Consider the following 16,326-nt stretch of genomic DNA (forward strand, 5'->3'; position numbering starts at 1 on the left):
CTCGCCCCGACGGACTCACGGATGGGACACGGAACATGGCCGGAGCAGTGAAGGGCCCCGCAAGCTACTTCCCCTCGATCGAGAAGAAGCACGGCCGGCCGATCGCGGAGTGGAAGGACCTCATCCGGTCCTCGCCCCTGACCAGGCACATGGAGCTCGTCGCCTGGCTGAAGACCGAGCACGGCCTGGGCCACGGCCACGCCAACGCCCTGGTCGCGCACACGCTCGCCGAGGGCGAGTAGGCGGCCGGGAAGGGGCGGAGGACCTGGACCGGGCTCACGTCCCGTCGCCGGACCCGGTGCCGCCGGGTCCCGTGCCGCCGGGTCCCGTGCCGCCGGGGAGATCCTCGTCCTCCGCGGAGATGGCCTGCTCCGACCAGACGGTCTTGCCCTCGGCCGCGTACCGGGTGCCCCACAGCGAGGCGAGCTGGGAGATGATGAAGAGCCCCCGACCGCCCTCGTCCACCGCGCCGGCGTACTTCATGTACGGGGCGGTGGTGCTGGCATCCCGGATCTCGCAGGTCAGCCCCCGGTCGAGGATGAGGCGAAGCTCCACCGGGGGGCTTCCGTAGCGCACGGCGTTGGTCACCAGCTCGCTGACGATGAGCTCGGTCGCGTCACCGGTGTCGCCGTCGACGTGCCAGTCGGACAGCGTCTTGGCCGTGAGACGGCGCGCGGTCGCCGGGGCCGTCTTGTCGTAGGGGAGCTCCCAGGCGGCGTACCGGTCGGCCGGCATGGCGTGGGTCCGGGCCAGCAGCAGGGCGGCGCCCTGGAGGCCCTGGGTGTCGGGCAGGGCGTAGGCGACCGCGTCGCACAGGTCCCGCAGCGGCCGGTCCGGCGGGGAGAGCGCCTTGCACAGTGCGCCGGTCGAGGGGTCGGAGTGGCTCCCCAGGGCGCTGCTGTGGAGTGCGAGCAGGCTGCCCTCCCGCAGGGGGAAGGAGGTCGCGGCGACGGGCGCGCGCTCCGTGGAGCCGAGCGGCGGTCCCTGGGGCACGTCGACCGTGGCGGCGATGCCGTCCGGGCCGATGACGAGAGGGGCGGAGTGGCCGGCCGAAGCGACGGTGCACGTCTCGGTGAAGGGGTCGTACACGGCGTACGCGCAGGTGGCGGCCAGTGGCTCCCGGTGCAGCGGGTCGCTCGCCGGAAGCTGTGCGCGCTCCTCCGCCAGCCGTGCGGCGGCGTCGTACAGGCGCGCGAGCAGTTCGTCGGGCTCCAGGTCGAGCGCCGAGAAGGCGTGGACGACGGTGCGCAACTGCCCCATGGTGGTGGCCGCGTGGATGCCCTGCTCGGCCACCTCCCCGATGACGAGGGCGGTGCGGGCCCCGGACAGCGCGATCGTGTCGAACCAGCAGCCAGGGCCGCCGCCCGGCAGCAGCAGATGGTCCGTCTCGACCGCGGGCTGGGGTGCGGGGCGCTGCGGCAGCAGCCGGCGCTGGAGGGCGCTGGCGATGGTGTACTCGTGCACGTAGCGGCGGGCGTTGTCGATGCCGAGAGCGGCGCGGGAGGCCACTGACTCCAGCACGGAGACGTCCTCCTCCGTGAAGGGTTCGGAGCCGCCGCAGCGATAGAGGCTCACCAGCCCGAGGACCGCCCCGCGCAGCGTCAGCGGTGCCAGCAGGAGCGTATGGGCGCCGAGCTCCCGGATGGAGTGGGAGCGCGCGGGGTCGGCGTCGGCCCAGGGCGCGTTCTCCAGCGGCACGATGCGGGCTCGCAGGTCGGAGAGGCTCCGCTGGAACGGTGTCCCGGGAGGCACGGCCCGTACGTCTCCGACCGGATGGGCGGGCTCGGTGCCGCTGTACGCGGCGCGGCGCAGCGGCACCTCCCGGCCGAGCGGCCCCGGCTCCGGGGTCTCGCCGCGCAGGACCGCGTCGACGACCTCGACGACGCCCACGTCGGCGTAGAGCGGGACCAGCGCGTCGGCCAGGTCGCGGCAGGTGGCCTCGACGTCCAGCGTTCTGCCCACAGCGTCGCGCACCGCGGCGAGCGCGGCGTCCCGGGCCCGGCGCCGCACCTGTTCGGTCACGTCGGCCACGGCGACCGCGACCCCCAGGACGGCACCCCGGTGGCTCTGCTCCGCCTCCTGCTGCTCCTGGAGCCGGAACGCGGTCAGGGCGAGGGTGCGCCGTCCGCCGGGCGCGCGGCTGGGACGGGCCAGGAACGGCCGCTCGAAGCCGGGTACGCCGGTGCGCAGCACCTCACCCACGTAGGCCTCCACCTGCTCCGGCTCCTCGAAGCCGCACACCTCGCTGAAAGGGCGCCCACGCAGCCGCTCGGTCTCGTCCGTCTCGGACGCGGTCGCGGGGTCGCTGATCCGCACCAGACGGAGCTCCGAGTCGAGCACATGGACCCGTACGCGTACCTGCGTGAACATCACGTTCAGCAGCGCCGACCCGACGGCGTCGGCGTCGCTGCCGGAGCCGGCCCCCCCGGCCGCCCAGACGGCCCAGCCCGCCCCCGCCAGAGGCTCCAGGCGCAGCCCCGGCAGGGGCTCGCCGCTCTCGGGAGCCTGCCGGGTGTCGGCCGCGAGGACATCCATCATGCGCAGGCCGAGCGCCTGCGCGGTCGCCTGCCCGTAGCGCTGCTCGGCCTCCCGGCTCCACCCGGTGACCAGCCCGTCGCCGTCGACGACCATCAGCGGCGCATCAGCCATGAGCCCAGCTCCTTCGCCCCCTCGCGGTGACCCGGGCGCCGGGCATCCGCGCACGTGGACACGTACCCGTCCAGCATCGGCCCCCCGCCAGTGGCCCGCTACCGGAGCAGCCCGCTGTCAGCGGGGACACCTAGCCTGCGCCCATGGATCACACGACGGAGACCGACCGCCGCTTCCCCGCCGCCCTGACCGAGGTGGCCAGGTTCGACTTCTACGACGACCACTTCCGCACCGTCGACGAGGACGGCGACGAGGAATACCGCTTCGACTTCGAGCCGGTGGCGGACTTCGAGTCCGCCGAGTGGACGGCGCGGATGTTCCGGAGCTGGACGGGCAACCCGGAGGCCGACGCCGACGCCTACCTCGTCTTCGGCCAGGACGGCACGGGCGGCCGCGCCATGATCTGGCGCACCCGCCCCGACCGGCCCCTCACCGACCAGCCGGTCGTGTTCCTGGGCTCGGAGGGCGAGTGCGGTGTGGTGGCGGGCAGCCTCTCCGACTTCCTGTGGGTCCTGGCCGACGGCTACGGCCCGATGGAGGCGGCCCTGGCCGAGGAACACCCCTCCCACCCGGAGGCCCCCCTGGCCCACCTCGCCGAACGCCACGCGACGACCCCGCGGCGGACGGCGCGGGAGATCGTCACGGAGACCCGGGCGGAGTTCCCCACGTTCGAGGAGGACATCCACGCGCTGTGCCGGTGAGGGGGCGGCGGCCTCTGTTCGATGCCCTCGAGCCCGGCTCAGTCCGCTATCTCGATGTCCAAACGATTGATCTTCGTGGGCCGGTTGCTGTTGACCGTGACGAGGACTGGGCTCTTGCCTGGCGTGCCCTTGGACTTCTCGACGAGTTCACGCAGGTCGTCGAGGGTGATCTCTTTGCCGGTCTTGGGCTTCACGTGGACGGTCACAGGTGGCATCGATCCATCACTCCTGTAGATGACTTCCCGGACACCTGTGCCCAACTACCGGTCCGGCCATGCCCTCGGCCCGCACCGGGATCAGTACGGAACGGTGGCCGTCCGCTCCGGCCATGACCACGGCCGCCCCGACCGCCGCGATGCCCAGCCTGCGGTGAAGGCGTCCCGAGCGGCCATGACCACGGCGTCCGCCGTAGCGGCAGGGAGGTCCGCCGCCACCGCTGCCGCGCCGCCGAGGGTTTCGCGTACAGCGTCGGCGTGCGGTGTCCCTGCGGGCAGCGCATCGGCCATGTCCCGGCTGTAGACGGCGGCGCCGAGGACCGCCATGCCCAGGGCCCCGCCCAGCTCGTCGACAGAGCCCCGCATGCAAGCGCTGGGGCCACCAATCCGCAGCTAGGTGTCAGTGCAACTTGATACAACTACATCTGCAACGTGACGAGATGTAGGGGGACTCGGCAATGCCCAGCGACTTTTCAGATACCGCCCCAGTGGCCGGGCTCTACGAAACGCTCATCACGCACCGCCTCGAAGAGCGGATGAAGCAATTCGATGCCACAGGCCGGCGCCCAATCCACGCACTCGTTGGGCCTGAATCTGCACCGCACGTCCTTGCTCGCCACATCGGCGACACGGTGCGACAGGTCCTTCAGGGTCTTTCTCCTGCGGAGCAAGTGCTGGCGGCCAACCATATCTTGGAGTCCCTCAACACCATCGAAGGCGCGACGCAGTGGATCGACCTCGTCACGGACGGCCCGCGCCAGCTGCTCTCGGTTGCCGAGCAAGAGGCCCCCGGCGTCTATGCAATCCGCCCAGCGACTCCGTTGTCCGATACGGCTCTCATCACCAACTCGCCAGATGACCCCAGTCTCGGCTTCGAGCTCCGCGCCGAGCTAGCTACAGCCGACCGCGTTGATCTCCTCTGCGCCTTCGTGAAGTGGCATGGTCTGCGCGTTCTTGAGGAGTCCCTGGCTTCCGCGCACGCACGTGGCGTTCCCATCCGAGTCCTGACAACTACGTACATCGGCGCCACCGAGCGCCGCGCCTTGGACCGTCTCGTCCGGGACTTTGGCGCCGAAGTAAAGGTCAACTACGAGCTTCGCTCGACTCGGCTGCACGCCAAAGCATGGTTGTTCCGGCGGGCCAGCGGTTTCGACACTGCATACGTCGGCAGTTCGAACCTCTCCAAGGCGGCGCTCCTCGATGGTCTCGAATGGAACGTACGCCTCTCGTCCGTTGCCACGCCGTCCGTCCTCCGCAAGTTCGAGGCCACCTTCGACGCCTACTGGAGCGAGCAGGCATTTGAGCCCTACGACCCCGACACCGATGCGAAGCGGCTCGACGAGGCCCTGTCCCAGGCAGGCGGCTCTCAGCAGCAGGACCGCACCGCCATCACCCTCTCCGGTCTAGAGGTCCGCCCTTACCCGCACCAGCGGGACATGCTGGAACGCCTTGAAGTCGAGCGCACGGTGCATGACCGCCATCGCAATCTGCTGGTGGCCGCGACGGGCACGGGCAAGACCGTGATGGCCGCTCTAGACTTCAAGCGTCTGCGCCAGAGGCTTGGTCGAGACCCCCGTCTACTCTTCGTGGCCCATCGCAAGGAAATCCTCGAACAGTCCCTACGGGTCTATCAGAACGTGCTGACCGACGCGAACTTCGGTGAGCTGTTCTACGCCGGCGAGATTCCAGAGGACCGGACTCATGTCTTCGCAAGCGTCCAGTCGCTAAATGCCCGTGCCCTGGACCGTTTCGCCTCCGACCACTTCGACGTAATCGTGATCGACGAGTTCCACCACGGCACCTCGCCCACGTATCGCAAGCTCCTGGACCACTTCGCACCACAGGAACTGCTCGGCCTCACGGCAACCCCGGAGCGCATGGACGGGCTGAACATTCAGGACGAGTACTTCGATGGGCGCATCGCCGCGGAGATGCGGCTCTGGGAGGCGCTGGAGAACGAGCTGCTCAGCCCTTTCCACTACTTCGGCATCACTGACAACACCGACATGAGTGCGGTCGCCTGGAAGCGCGGGGCGTACGACTCAACAGCTCTGAGCAGCCTGTTCACCGGTAACGACGCACGCGCTCGCCTCGTCGTACAGGCGGTGGTCGACAAGGTGACGGACCCGGGCGCGATGCGCGCCCTGGGCTTCTGCGTCTCGGTAGCACACGCCCACTTCATGGCCCATTTCTTCCAGCGCGCTGGGCTCAATGCGCGTGCCCTCTCCGGCGAGACTCCCCGCCACGAGAGGAAGGCAGCCCTCGACGACCTGCGGGCAGGCACGCTTCAGGTGATCTTCTCGGTGGACCTGTTCAACGAGGGGCTCGATATTCCGGACGTCGACACCCTGCTCCTCCTGCGCCCCACCTCAAGTGCCACGGTCTTCCTCCAACAACTGGGGCGCGGGCTTCGTCGCACTGAGGACAAGGCCGTGCTCACAGTCCTGGACTTCATCGGGCAGCACCGCAAGGAGTTCCGCTTCGAGGAACAGTTTCGTGCGCTGACCAATCTGACGCGGAACCGCCTGCTGGCGAATATCGAGCAAGGGTTCCCACAGCTGCCATCTGGCTGCCAGATCGTCCTGGAGGCAAAAGCCAAGGACCTGATCATTGGCAACATCCGCAACCAGATCGGTGTCAACGTCACCCAGCTGGCCCGAGAGGTGGCTGACTACGCCGAGCCGCGCCTCGCCGACTACCTCAGGGAGAGTGGCCGGAACCTGAAAGAGCTCTATCGGGGCAGCGGGAACTCCTGGACCGGTCTATTGCGCAGGGCGAAGCTGCTCAACGGGGAAGGGCCCGACGGCGAAGCGGCACTCCTGAAGCGAGTCTCTGCCTTTCTTCACGTGGACGACCCGCTGCGGGTTGACGCGTACAGCAAGCTCCTCACCGACGATGCCCCCGAGTACGACCAACTGACGGAACAGGAACAGGCATACGCTCGTATGTTCTTCTTCTCGCTATGGCCACTGGGTGGAGGCTTCACGAGCTACCAGGGGGGCTTCGCCAGCCTGGCCCCCCAGGAGGCGTTCCGTCACGAACTGCACCAGGTGCTCGCACACGTACTTGAGCAGGCAGACCACGTCCCCCTCCCTATCCTCGACACCCACGCAGGCCTGCCGCTCGCGATCCATGCTTCATACAGCCGCGAGGAGATCCTGCCTGCACTGGGCCAGTCAGACGTCGGCGGCTTCATGCCCGGCCACTTCCGCGAGGGAGTGAAGTGGTGTGAGGGAATCAAGACAGATGCCCTCCTCATCACGCTTGAGAAGGACGAGAAGGACTTCTCCCCGGAGACTCGGTACAAGGACTACGCCCGCAACGACTCCTTGTTCCACTGGGAGTCCCAGAACCAGACCTCGGAGGCCTCACCTACTGGTATCCGCTACCGGACCCATAAAGAGCGGGGAACGCATGTCCTGTTGTTCGTCAGGCGCTACAAGAAGACGGACATCGGCGGCCCTCAGCCATGGATGTTGCTTGGTCCGGCCGAATACGTCGAGCATGAGGGCAGCAAGCCCATGGGCATCATCTGGAAGCTCCGCCACCAGATCCCTGCCGACGTGCTGACGTACTCCGCGATCGCCGCGGGGTGACTGTCTGACGCCTGCAAGCCGACCGCTCACCCTGCTAACCGCTCACAGGCATGAGTCGACAGCAAGCTTCGTAAACGCAGACCACGCAGCGGAAGAGACCTTCAACGCATGCTTCTGGGTGTCCTTCGAGTCCCGGACAAGAACAGCTTCGGGGCGAACAGCCACCTCTACACAGTTGTCACCGCCAGTGCCGCTGTAGCTGCTCTTGAACCAGGCAGGTTCAGAGGTGGTCATAGCGCTCCTCGCAATTGCTCAAGCAGGCTGACGGACGCCTCAGGGCTGAGTGCCTGCGAGCGCATCTTGCCATAGCGCTGGAGCATCGAACTGACCTGATTCCCATGCGTGGCAAGCACGCTCGTGTCATGCCCCTCCGTGTATCCGACCCACTGGTGACCAGGGGTCTCCGCCAAGTACATCGAGCCGTCCAGCCCCGCATGTGCTGTCTGCCGCAGTGGCATCAGCTGGATTTCAACGTTGCGCAGACGCCCCATCGTCAGCATGTAGTCGATGAGGGAGCGTGTGACATCAGGGCCACCAGTCTCCCGTTGAATCAGGGCCTGCTCCACGATGAAGCCGAAGGCAGTGTTCCCCTTGTCCGTCAGCAGACGCTGGCGCTCCAGCCGTGCGGCGACCTGGGTTTCGAGTTGGTCATCCGTCAGGGGCGGCAAGCGGCTGCCGAACACTGCCCTGATGTACGGCTCCGGCTGCAACAAGCCCGGAGCGACCCGGCACTCGTACGCGCACAGCGTGATCGCTTCCTCCTCGATCGCCGCCCACTGCAAGAACCACGACGCCAACCCCACCTTCCGCGTCAGGCTCCTCGCCGCCGCCGCCAGCACGCGGGCCGCCGTCGCGCCCAGGGCTTCCTCCGAGCGGTCCAGCAGCTCCCTCGGGGGGAATCGCTTGCCCTGTTCGATCTTGGCGACGTACGCCACCGAGTACTGCACCTGAAGCGCGAACTGCTCCTGAGTCAGGCGGGCTTCGTCCCGCAGGGCCTTGAGCACCGCCCCGAACGTCCTGAGGCTGTCAGACAGCTCAGGCTCGCCTCCGCCCGCGCCGCCCCCACCCGTGCCACCGCCGTTGTCCGTAGCCATTCGCGCTCGCATCTCCCCATGCCGGGCCCGTCCCCGGAGCCCACCCGTGCCGTACCGTGCGATGTCCGCGCTGCGCCACGCCTGACCAGCCCCATGGTCACGCAACGTGACCCTCCCAGTCCAGCGTGTGAACCAGTACAAGTGGATCTGTATCGGTGCCGTGCCTGCCGCGAGGTCCCGCCTCCGCACCAGGCTGGGGCCCATGCCAGCCCCTCACGTTCACTCCCCCGCCACCACACGCGTGTTCGCCCAGCGCTTCTCCGCCACCCGGCGCGGGGCGCGCCTCGCGCGTCTGCTCGCTGCGCTCCAGCTCGTCGAGTGGGGGTATCCGCGCGGCACGGATCACCACGACGCGGTCACGATCGTCGTCGCCGAGCTCGCCGCGAATGCCGTACTGCACGGCCGCGTCCCCGGCAGGGACTTCGCCCTGCTTCTCCGTTGCGACGACGGCCGGCACGTCATCCGGGTCGAGGTGTCGGACACCCACCCGACCCGGCCGTCCTGTGCCCGTTCGGGGGACGACGACGAGCGCGGCCGGGGCCTGGTCCTCGTCGATGCTCTCGCCACGAGCTGGGGCGTACGAGACCGTACCGGGCCGGGCAAGACCGTCTGGGCGGAGGTCGCGGTTGTCCCAGGACCGGCCTGATCCCGAGCTGCTCTCCCTGCCCGTACGGCAATCCAACGGATTCGGGCCGGTGCGAGACTGCCGTCATGACCGCTCACCTCATCTCCGTCATCGGGAGCAGTCCCGGCGTCGGGAAGTCCACCGTGTGCCGCGCCGTGGCCGAGTGGCTCGCCGGCACCGGAGCCTCCGTCGACCATTTCGAGGAGGCCGACATCGTCACCCGGTCCGCCTTCCGGCCCGTGGCGGACGAGTTCGCCGACGGGGCGGGTGCCGTCCGGCCGGAGACGCTCGTCGCGTGCACGCGTGCCTACGTGGCGGAGTCACTCCGGGCCGGCCGGGACCACCTGGTGGCGGATGCCCTTCTGCCCTTCATCCCGTCCCTGGTGGCATGGGGCCACGACGAGGACGCCATCGCCCACGTCGTCGATGAGCTGGCCCGCGCCGTGGAACCCTTCGAGGTCACCGTCGTGTACGTCCACGACGACCCGGAGACCGCGCTGCGGCGGGCCATCGAGCGGGAAGGGGATGCTTGGGGCGACTGGTACGTGCGTAAGCTCGCCGGCTCCCCCGGCACCCGGTCCGTTCACGACCTCGCGTCGGCCGCCGAACACCTGCGTCGAGAATCGGATCTGACCTGCCGTCTCCTGGCACGGTCGCCCTGGCGTCTCCTGACCGTGGATGTCAGCACACTCAGCGCCCGGGAGGCTGCCGCCCACACCCGCCGCCGGCTGTCGAACGTACTTCAATTCCCGTCAGTCGTACCGCCTGAGCAGTAGCCGCCCCGAAGCCCCGCACACACGTCGCCCCTGCCCGAACGGTCGGGAGTCCGGTCTCGCAGGAGGGACTGGGCAGGGCTCACCGGCGTCTCCGGCCCTACCGTGCGGGCCCGAAGGGAGGTGGCCGCAGGTCGTCACCGGAGGGGCCGATGTCGCCGTCCTTCCACTCGGGGTCGTAGGCGCAGGGTCCGGAGGCGCCGCCCATGAAGTACTCCCGGTCCGGGAACCAGGTGAAGGACATGCGCTCGTCCCCGTCGTCACGCTGGACGAACAGGTCCCAGTTCCCCTTCTCGCCGTCGCGGTAGGACGAGACCTCCCAGCCGTGGTCCTTGAGCTGCTGGTGCAGCCGGCGGAGTCCGGGGACCGCCTGGCTCGCGGGAACGCGGTCGAGAGCCCAGCTGTGGCTCATCCGGTAGGCGCCGTCGACCGTCTCGTCGAGGTTGAGCAACCCCCCGCTGTAGCAGTAACCGGAGCCGAGCGTGTTCTCCGTGCTGACGCCGATGTCCTCGACCCCTGGTTGCACCGTGCGCGTGAACCCCATGACGTCGTACGCCTCCTGGGAGCGCTGGAAAGCTCGGTCCGCCATGTCCTCGGGCGCGACGCGGGAGTAGTCCGTCGACCCCCATGCGAACCGGACGCCCAGAACGCAGACGACGACGAGCGCGACGCCTCCGAGGGCCCAGCGGACGAGGGAGCCGGTCCGGGACCCGGTGGGCACAGGGGCGGGGGTGTCGGTGGGGGGTGCTGTCGCGGCTTCCTCGGTCATACGGGGACGGTAGGCCGGGGAGGAGTTCCGCGGATGGGCCCGGCTACCCCGCATGGAGTGGGTACGCGTACTCAGTCGGCCCGCGAGCGCCCGAATGCCGTGAACACCGGAGGACCACCAGCACCTGAATACGGTGAGCACCACGGGGACCGCGAACTCTCCGAACAGCCTTGTCCGCCAACGGGTTCGGCGACCGCAGACGTACGCCCATGGTCCCGCCCCCGCCTGGGACCGAAGCCTGATTCGCCTGCGCCTGACCGCAGTTAGCGTCACCCCATGCGTATTGGATTACTCGGCACAGGCAACGTCGCCCAAGCACTCGCCCAAGGCTGGAACGCCGCTGGACATGACGTACTCCTCGGTTCACGCCGCCCTGAGGAACGGAAGGAGTCACGCCTTCCCGTGGCGGGACTCCCTGAGACGGCGGCCCACGCGGAGGTGCTGGTCAACGCCACCCCGGGTGCCGTCTCCGTGGAGCTGCTGCGCTCCATCGGGGCGCCCTCGCTGGCCGGAACCCTGCTGATCGATGTCGGGGTCGGCCTCTCCGACGACTTCACCGAACTCTCGCACCCCAACAGCAGCCTGGGGGAACAGATCCAGGAGGCCTTCCCCCTGACCCCCGTCGTGAAGACCCTGTGCACCATGGACTCAACCGTGATGACCGCCCCGGACGGCCTCGCCGGCCCGAGCACCGTCTTCCTCTCCGGGGATGACGCCGAAGCCAAGCGGACCACCGGCCGGCTGCTCGCCGACCTCGGCTGGCCCTCGTCGTCGCAGCTGGACATCGGCGGCATCACCACCTCACGCGGCCAGGAGCACTTCGCTCTGCTCTTCATGGGCATCGCGAACGGCCTGGGATCCCATACGTTCAACATCAACGTGGTCCCCCGTCCCGGACGGAACCCATAGGCAGGACCCAGCCCCGACAGCCCCCACAACCGCGTCAGCCCGCCACCAGGACCTCGACGCCGCGTGCCGTGAGCTGCTCGATGACCGGGTCGTGCGGGCCGGCGTCGGTGATCAGTCCGCTGATCTCCTCCCAGGGCAGGACCCGGAACCGGGAAGCGGTCCCGATCTTCTCGGAGGACGCGAGGACGTAGGTGTCCGCCGCCCGTGCGGCCAGGGCGCGCTTCATGGCGGCCTCGTCGGCGTCACCGGTGGTCAGCCCCGCCTCGGGGTGTACGCCGGTGACGCCGAGGAGGCAGAGGTCGGCGGAGACGTTCTGCGCCGCTTCGACCGCCGCCGCGCCGCAGGCGACCGCCGAGTGCTTGAAGATGCGGCCGCCGAGCAGGAAGACCTCTGCGCGCGGATGGTCGATCAGGGCCGCGGCGATCGTCGGACTGTGCGTGATCACGGTGCACTCCAGGTCCCGCGGGAGTGCGTGGACGACGGCGAGGGCGGTGGTGCCGCCGTCGAGGATCAGCGCGCCTCCCGGCCTCACCAGCCCGGCGGCCGTGGCGGCCACCCTCCGCTTGCCGTCGGGGGCGACGGTCTGGCGGGCCTGGTAGTTCACCACGGCGGGAGACGCGGGCAGCGCGCCTCCGTAGACCCGCTGACACAGCCCCTCGCCCGCGAGATCGCGGAGGTCGCGCCGCACGCTGTCCTCGGAGATCCTCAGTTCCGCGGCGACGTCCTTGGCCACGATCTTGCCCTCGCGGGCGAGAAGACCCAGCAGGTGGTCACGCCGTTCAGCAGCCAGCATTTCGCACTCTCTCCCGTTCTTGCACGTTTCTGCATGTATCGTAGCGTGCCATGACCGACAAGCCCATGCTCATCCTCATCGCCGGCCCCTACCGATCCGGCACGGACGGCGATCCGCAGGCCATGGCCGACAACCTCGCCCGCCTCGAAGCCGCTGCGTGGCCGGTCTTCGCCGCGGGCCACCTCCCCGTGATCGGGGAGTGGATCGCGCTGCCCGTCCTGCACTCGGCCGGCGCGGGCCCCACCGATCCCCTCGCCGACCAGGTGCTCCATCCGACCGCCCAGCGCCTGCTGACCCACTGCGACGCCGTGTTGCGCCTGCCCGGCGATTCCGCCGGAGCCGACCAGGATGTCACCACCGCCCGCCGCCGCGGCCTGCCCGTCTACGACGACGTCGCACAGATCCCGGTGCGCACCCCGCAGGAGGCCGCGTGAGCACGCGCCCCGGCACCCCCGGCCTTCGCGGGCGCAGTGAACCCGGCACCCCCGACCCTCGCGGGCGCAGCGGCCTCGGCATCCCCGGCCACCACGCCCGCCCCGGCGTCGACACACCCGACCACCGCGGGCGCACCGGGCTCGACCGCGCCGGACGCGGGCTGGACCGCAACCCGGACGTCGTCATCCGCGACGTCGAACTCACCTCGCAGGGCTGGCACGTGCTGCGGCGTACGACGTTCGACTACCGCCGCCGCGACGGGCGCCGCGTCACCCAGCAGCGCGAGACCTACGACCGCGGCAACGGCGCCGTCGTCCTGCCCTACGACGCCGAGCGCCGCCGCGTCCTGCTCACGAGGCAGTTCCGCTACCCGGCCTACGTCAACGACCACCCCGACGGCATGCTCGTCGAGGCCGCCGCGGGCTTGCTGGACGCGGACGACCCGCAGACCGCCGTCCGGCGGGAGAGTGCGGAGGAACTCGGCGTCGTCCTCGGCCCGCTCACGCACGTCCTGGACGCCTACATGAGCCCCGGATCCGTCACCGAGCGCCTCCATTTCTTCGCCGCCCCCTACACACCGGCCGACCGGACCGGCGCCGGCGGCGGGGTCGAGGAGGAGGGGGAGGACATCGAGGTCCTCGAACTGCCCTTCGCACAGGCCCTCGCCATGACCCACGACGGACGCATCAGCGACGGGAAGACCATCCTGCTGCTGCAATGGGCGGCCCTGGACGGCCCGTTCGCCCCCGTGGCCGACGAGGGCTGAGGGCGCCCGCCTACCTGTCCGTCAGGGGCTGCTCGTCGGGGTCCGGAACGGAGGCAGGCGCCGGAGCGGAAGCGGAGCCCTCGACCGCCGTACGCCGCGAGCCGATCGCCGGGGCGAGGAAGACGGCCACGGCGACGAAGCCGAGGACGACGATCATGGCGGAGCGCAGACCGTAGTGGTCGCCGAGGAAGCCGAGGCCGGGCGGGCCGACGAGGAACGCGATGTAGCCGATCATCGCCACCAGGCTGACCCGGGCCGCCGGATCGGGGCCCGAGTCGCCGGCCGCGGAGAGGGCGACGGGGAAGCCGAGCGAGGCTCCCAGCCCCCAGAAGAGCACCGCGGCCCCGGCCAGGACCGGTGAGTCGGCGAAGATGACGAGGGTGAGGCCGAGGGCCGCGGACAGCGCGCTGGCCCGGACGACGGGGGCGCGGCCGAAGCGGTTGATGAAGAAGCCGCCGCAGAAGCGTCCGATCGTCATCGCGGCGGCGAAGCCCGCGTAGACCGCCGATCCCAGGGCGGGGTCCACGCCGTGGCCGTCGACCATGAGCAGGGGCAGCCAGTCGTTGGCCGCGCCCTCGGCCAGCGCCATGGCGAGGATGATGCCGCCGATCAGCAGCAGACGCCGGTCCTTCCAGAGCGCTTGCCGGGCCGGTCCCGTCCCGCTCCCGGCGGGCCCGGCGCCCCTGGTCCTGCCGACCCCCGCGGGGATGGCCCGGAAGGCGTACGCGAACATGCCGGCCGTGACGACGGCCATGGCGGCCAGGTGCCACTGGACGGGGAACTCGACGGCGGTGCACAGGATGCCGAGGGTGGCTCCCACGACGGTGCCGAGGCTGAAGAAGCCGTGCAGGGTGGGCAGCACCGTCCGGGCGGTGATCCGCTCGACCTCGGCGCCGTCGATGTTGACCGCGACCTCCCCGCCGCCCATGCCTGCGCCGAAGAGGAACAGCCCGGCCGTGACGGTGGGCGCGGAGGAGAACAGGGCGCCGCAGCCGATGACGGCCATGCTGACGATGATCAGTACGGTCCCCACACCCATCACCGGCCTGGTGCCGAACCGTGCCACCAGCGCACCGGAGGTGAGGATGCCGAGCATGGAGCCGACGGAGAGGCCGAACAGGACGAGCCCCATCTGCGCGGTCGAGGCGCCCAGCTGGTCCCTGATGTCGGGGGTCCGCGTCACCCAGGAGGAGATCGACAGACCAGGTATGAGGAAGAAGAGGAACAATGCCGCTCGGCGGCGACGTGTGGCCAGGTCCATCAGTGACGTGCTCTTTCGGAAGCGGAGTACACGGCCGGGCGGACGCCACCCCCGGATGAGTATGTACAAACGTACACTCCTGTGCGGAGCAGAGGAAGAGGATCACTGTGACGGGGAGCTCTCGCGGCCCGAACGACCCGGGCCGTCGCGACCGGATCATCGACGCGGCGCTGGAGGTGATCGCCGAGCACGGCGTCACGGGCGCCACGCACCGGCGCATCGCGGAGACCGCGGGCGTCCCGCTGGGATCGATGACCTACTACTTCGACGGGATGCAGCAGCTGCTCGTCGAGGCCTTCACCCGCCTCGCCGAGTCGATGTCCACGCGCTACCGCGAGCAGCTGAACGCGGCGGCGTCGGACCGGGAGGCACGCGCCGCGGTGGTGGAGATCATCTGCGGCCCGCAGCGCGGGAGCACGCGTGAGCTCCTCCTCTGCTACGAGCTGTACGCCTTCGCCTCGCGCAACCCGGCGCTGCTGGAGGTCACCCGCTCGTGGATGCGCGCCAGCCGCACGTCACTGAGCGCGCACTTCGACCCCAGGACGGCCCGGGCGCTGGACGCCTTGGTGGAGGGGCTCACCATCCACAACTCCATGGACACCGACCCGATGAGCCGCGAGGACGTCGCCGCCGTCGTCGACGCCGTCGCCTCCACGGCGGGGCCCGGCCGCCGGGACGCCTGACCCGAGGCGCCGGGGCCCGGCCGCCGGGACGCCTGACCCGAGGCGCCGGGCCGTACAACAGGCGGTGCCCGGTGGGCGATGCCACGCTTGAAGGACTGGATCTTCGGAAGGAATCGTCGTGATCACCACCGATTTTGTCCCTGGTTCACCCTGCATGCTGGATCTCGGCACGCCCGACGTCCAGGCTGCCGCCGCGTTCTACGGCACGGTCCTGGGCTGGAGCTTCGAGCCGATGGGCGGGGCCGGGGAGCCGGAGGGCGGCATGTTCCGGAAGGACGGCGGCATCGTCGCCGGGCTCGGGAAACTCACCGAGGAGGGTGCCCGCTCCGCCTGGATGGTCTACTACAGCGTCGCCGACGCCGAGAGCACCACCCGCGCGGTGGAAGCCGCGAACGGCACGGTGCGGCTTGCGCCCAGGGACCTCGACGAGTGGGGTCGGATGGCCCAGTACACCGACCCGCAGGGCGCCCAGTTCGCCGTGTGGCAGCCCGGGAGCACCAAGGGTGTGGACCTGGTGGACGCGCCGGGCTCGCTGTCGTGGACGGAGCTGTACACGACCGACGCCGCGGCGGCGAAGGAGTTCTACGGCACCGTCCTCGGCTGGCAGTTCGGCGAGATGGAGATGCCGGGCGGGGGCGGCGCGTACACGCTGATCACGCCCTCCGGGCTTCCCGAGGACCGCATGCACGGCGGCCTCATGGAGCTCCCCGAGCAGCACCTCGCGCGGACGGGCGGACGGGCGTACTGGCATCCGGTGTTCGCCGTGACCGACTGTGATGCCGCGGTCGCCGAGGTCACCGGCCACGGGGGCACCGTGCAGATGGGCCCCGAGGACGCGGAGGGGGTCGGCCGGCTGGCTTCGTGCCTCGACCCGTGGGGAGCGGAGTTCGTGGTGCTCGCCCCGGCCCGGAGCTGAGTCCGGACGGCCGGCGGCGCGAAGCCCCAGGCTCCTCCCGCCCGGATACCGCCCGGATACGGGAAATCCCCGGCCGCAATTGCGGGCCGGGGATTTCGTCACGTATATTGAGTGGTTCTGTGCGCCCACAGAAAAGGCCCC

Annotated in this window: 18 protein-coding genes; 10 read left to right on the forward strand and 8 right to left on the reverse strand. The window is 69.9% G+C overall.

Going from position 1 to position 16,326, the window contains the following annotated elements:
- The first annotated feature begins 35 nt into the window (after positions 1 to 35).
- Entirely contained in the window at positions 36 to 242 is a 207-nt protein-coding gene (locus ACFUNE_RS02425) for a DUF4287 domain-containing protein (protein WP_383561344.1), read from the forward strand.
- Positions 243 to 276: 34 nt separating this feature from the next.
- Here the strand turns inward: ACFUNE_RS02425 and ACFUNE_RS02430 are convergent, their stop codons facing one another.
- Positions 277 to 2,649: a SpoIIE family protein phosphatase gene (locus tag ACFUNE_RS02430; RefSeq protein WP_383561346.1), complete on the reverse strand. Its 2,373-nt coding sequence runs from the start codon at positions 2,647 to 2,649 to the stop codon at positions 277 to 279.
- A 143-nt stretch (positions 2,650 to 2,792) separates the two neighbouring features.
- Between ACFUNE_RS02430 and ACFUNE_RS02435 the strand changes: the two genes are divergently transcribed.
- Positions 2,793 to 3,350 carry an SMI1/KNR4 family protein gene (locus tag ACFUNE_RS02435; protein ID WP_383561348.1) on the forward strand — a complete coding sequence of 186 codons (558 nt, stop codon included), beginning with the start codon at positions 2,793 to 2,795 and terminating at the stop codon, positions 3,348 to 3,350.
- Between the two features lie 38 nt (positions 3,351 to 3,388).
- On the opposite strand, the gene ACFUNE_RS02440 is transcribed toward ACFUNE_RS02435, so the two are convergent.
- Both ACFUNE_RS02440 and ACFUNE_RS02445 read right to left on the reverse strand, forming a co-directional pair.
- Positions 3,389 to 3,565: a hypothetical protein gene (locus tag ACFUNE_RS02440; RefSeq protein WP_383561350.1), complete on the reverse strand. Its 177-nt coding sequence runs from the start codon at positions 3,563 to 3,565 to the stop codon at positions 3,389 to 3,391.
- A gap of 81 nt (positions 3,566 to 3,646) precedes the next feature.
- A complete protein-coding gene (locus ACFUNE_RS02445) occupies positions 3,647 to 3,931 on the reverse strand; it encodes a hypothetical protein (RefSeq protein WP_383561352.1) in 285 nt (94 codons plus the stop codon).
- A 92-nt stretch (positions 3,932 to 4,023) separates the two neighbouring features.
- Between ACFUNE_RS02445 and ACFUNE_RS02450 the strand changes: the two genes are divergently transcribed.
- Positions 4,024 to 7,161, forward strand: a complete 3,138-nt coding sequence (locus ACFUNE_RS02450; protein ID WP_383561354.1) for a DUF3427 domain-containing protein — start codon at positions 4,024 to 4,026, stop codon at positions 7,159 to 7,161.
- Between the two features lie 42 nt (positions 7,162 to 7,203).
- On the opposite strand, the gene ACFUNE_RS02455 is transcribed toward ACFUNE_RS02450, so the two are convergent.
- Positions 7,204 to 7,395 carry a DUF397 domain-containing protein gene (locus tag ACFUNE_RS02455; protein WP_383561356.1) on the reverse strand — a complete coding sequence of 64 codons (192 nt, stop codon included), beginning with the start codon at positions 7,393 to 7,395 and terminating at the stop codon, positions 7,204 to 7,206.
- Positions 7,392 to 8,255 (reverse strand): helix-turn-helix domain-containing protein, encoded by an 864-nt coding sequence (locus ACFUNE_RS02460; protein ID WP_383561357.1) that lies wholly within the window; start codon positions 8,253 to 8,255, stop codon positions 7,392 to 7,394. Before ACFUNE_RS02460 ends, ACFUNE_RS02455 begins: the two co-directional genes overlap by 4 nt.
- 202 nt (positions 8,256 to 8,457) lie before the next feature.
- On the opposite strand from ACFUNE_RS02460, the gene ACFUNE_RS02465 reads away from it, so the two are divergent.
- Positions 8,458 to 8,901 (forward strand): ATP-binding protein, encoded by a 444-nt coding sequence (locus ACFUNE_RS02465; RefSeq protein WP_383561359.1) that lies wholly within the window; start codon positions 8,458 to 8,460, stop codon positions 8,899 to 8,901.
- A 65-nt stretch (positions 8,902 to 8,966) separates the two neighbouring features.
- Positions 8,967 to 9,656, forward strand: a complete 690-nt coding sequence (locus tag ACFUNE_RS02470; protein ID WP_383561361.1) for a hypothetical protein — start codon at positions 8,967 to 8,969, stop codon at positions 9,654 to 9,656.
- A gap of 97 nt (positions 9,657 to 9,753) precedes the next feature.
- On the opposite strand, the gene ACFUNE_RS02475 is transcribed toward ACFUNE_RS02470, so the two are convergent.
- A complete protein-coding gene (locus ACFUNE_RS02475) occupies positions 9,754 to 10,422 on the reverse strand; it encodes a hypothetical protein (RefSeq protein ID WP_383561363.1) in 669 nt (222 codons plus the stop codon).
- Positions 10,423 to 10,698: 276 nt separating this feature from the next.
- On the opposite strand from ACFUNE_RS02475, the gene ACFUNE_RS02480 reads away from it, so the two are divergent.
- Positions 10,699 to 11,331 carry an NADPH-dependent F420 reductase gene (locus ACFUNE_RS02480; RefSeq protein ID WP_383561365.1) on the forward strand — a complete coding sequence of 211 codons (633 nt, stop codon included), beginning with the start codon at positions 10,699 to 10,701 and terminating at the stop codon, positions 11,329 to 11,331.
- A gap of 34 nt (positions 11,332 to 11,365) precedes the next feature.
- On the opposite strand, the gene ACFUNE_RS02485 is transcribed toward ACFUNE_RS02480, so the two are convergent.
- A complete protein-coding gene (locus ACFUNE_RS02485) occupies positions 11,366 to 12,124 on the reverse strand; it encodes a DeoR/GlpR family DNA-binding transcription regulator (protein ID WP_383561367.1) in 759 nt (252 codons plus the stop codon).
- Between the two features lie 50 nt (positions 12,125 to 12,174).
- Here ACFUNE_RS02485 and ACFUNE_RS02490 point away from each other — a divergent pair, with 50 nt between their 5' ends.
- Together ACFUNE_RS02490 and ACFUNE_RS02495 are read left to right on the forward strand one after the other, a co-directional pair.
- The gene (locus ACFUNE_RS02490; protein WP_383561369.1) at positions 12,175 to 12,558 is read left to right on the forward strand and encodes a DUF4406 domain-containing protein; all 384 of its coding nucleotides are present in this window, start codon (positions 12,175 to 12,177) and stop codon (positions 12,556 to 12,558) included.
- An 80-nt stretch (positions 12,559 to 12,638) separates the two neighbouring features.
- Complete coding sequence (locus ACFUNE_RS02495; RefSeq protein ID WP_383561686.1) at positions 12,639 to 13,325, forward strand: NUDIX domain-containing protein; 687 nt, start codon at positions 12,639 to 12,641, stop codon at positions 13,323 to 13,325.
- A 10-nt stretch (positions 13,326 to 13,335) separates the two neighbouring features.
- Here ACFUNE_RS02495 and ACFUNE_RS02500 read toward each other — a convergent pair whose 3' ends face one another.
- Complete coding sequence (locus ACFUNE_RS02500) at positions 13,336 to 14,586, reverse strand: MFS transporter (RefSeq protein WP_383561371.1); 1,251 nt, start codon at positions 14,584 to 14,586, stop codon at positions 13,336 to 13,338.
- 107 nt (positions 14,587 to 14,693) lie between these two features.
- Here ACFUNE_RS02500 and ACFUNE_RS02505 point away from each other — a divergent pair, with 107 nt between their 5' ends.
- Both ACFUNE_RS02505 and ACFUNE_RS02510 read left to right on the forward strand, forming a co-directional pair.
- A complete protein-coding gene (locus tag ACFUNE_RS02505) occupies positions 14,694 to 15,269 on the forward strand; it encodes a TetR/AcrR family transcriptional regulator (protein ID WP_383561373.1) in 576 nt (191 codons plus the stop codon).
- Between the two features lie 118 nt (positions 15,270 to 15,387).
- Positions 15,388 to 16,185: a VOC family protein gene (locus ACFUNE_RS02510; RefSeq protein WP_383561375.1), complete on the forward strand. Its 798-nt coding sequence runs from the start codon at positions 15,388 to 15,390 to the stop codon at positions 16,183 to 16,185.
- Positions 16,186 to 16,326: the final 141 nt, after the last annotated feature.

The organism is Streptomyces sp. NPDC057287, from assembly GCF_042667905.1.
Lineage (GTDB): Bacteria > Actinomycetota > Actinomycetes > Streptomycetales > Streptomycetaceae > Streptomyces.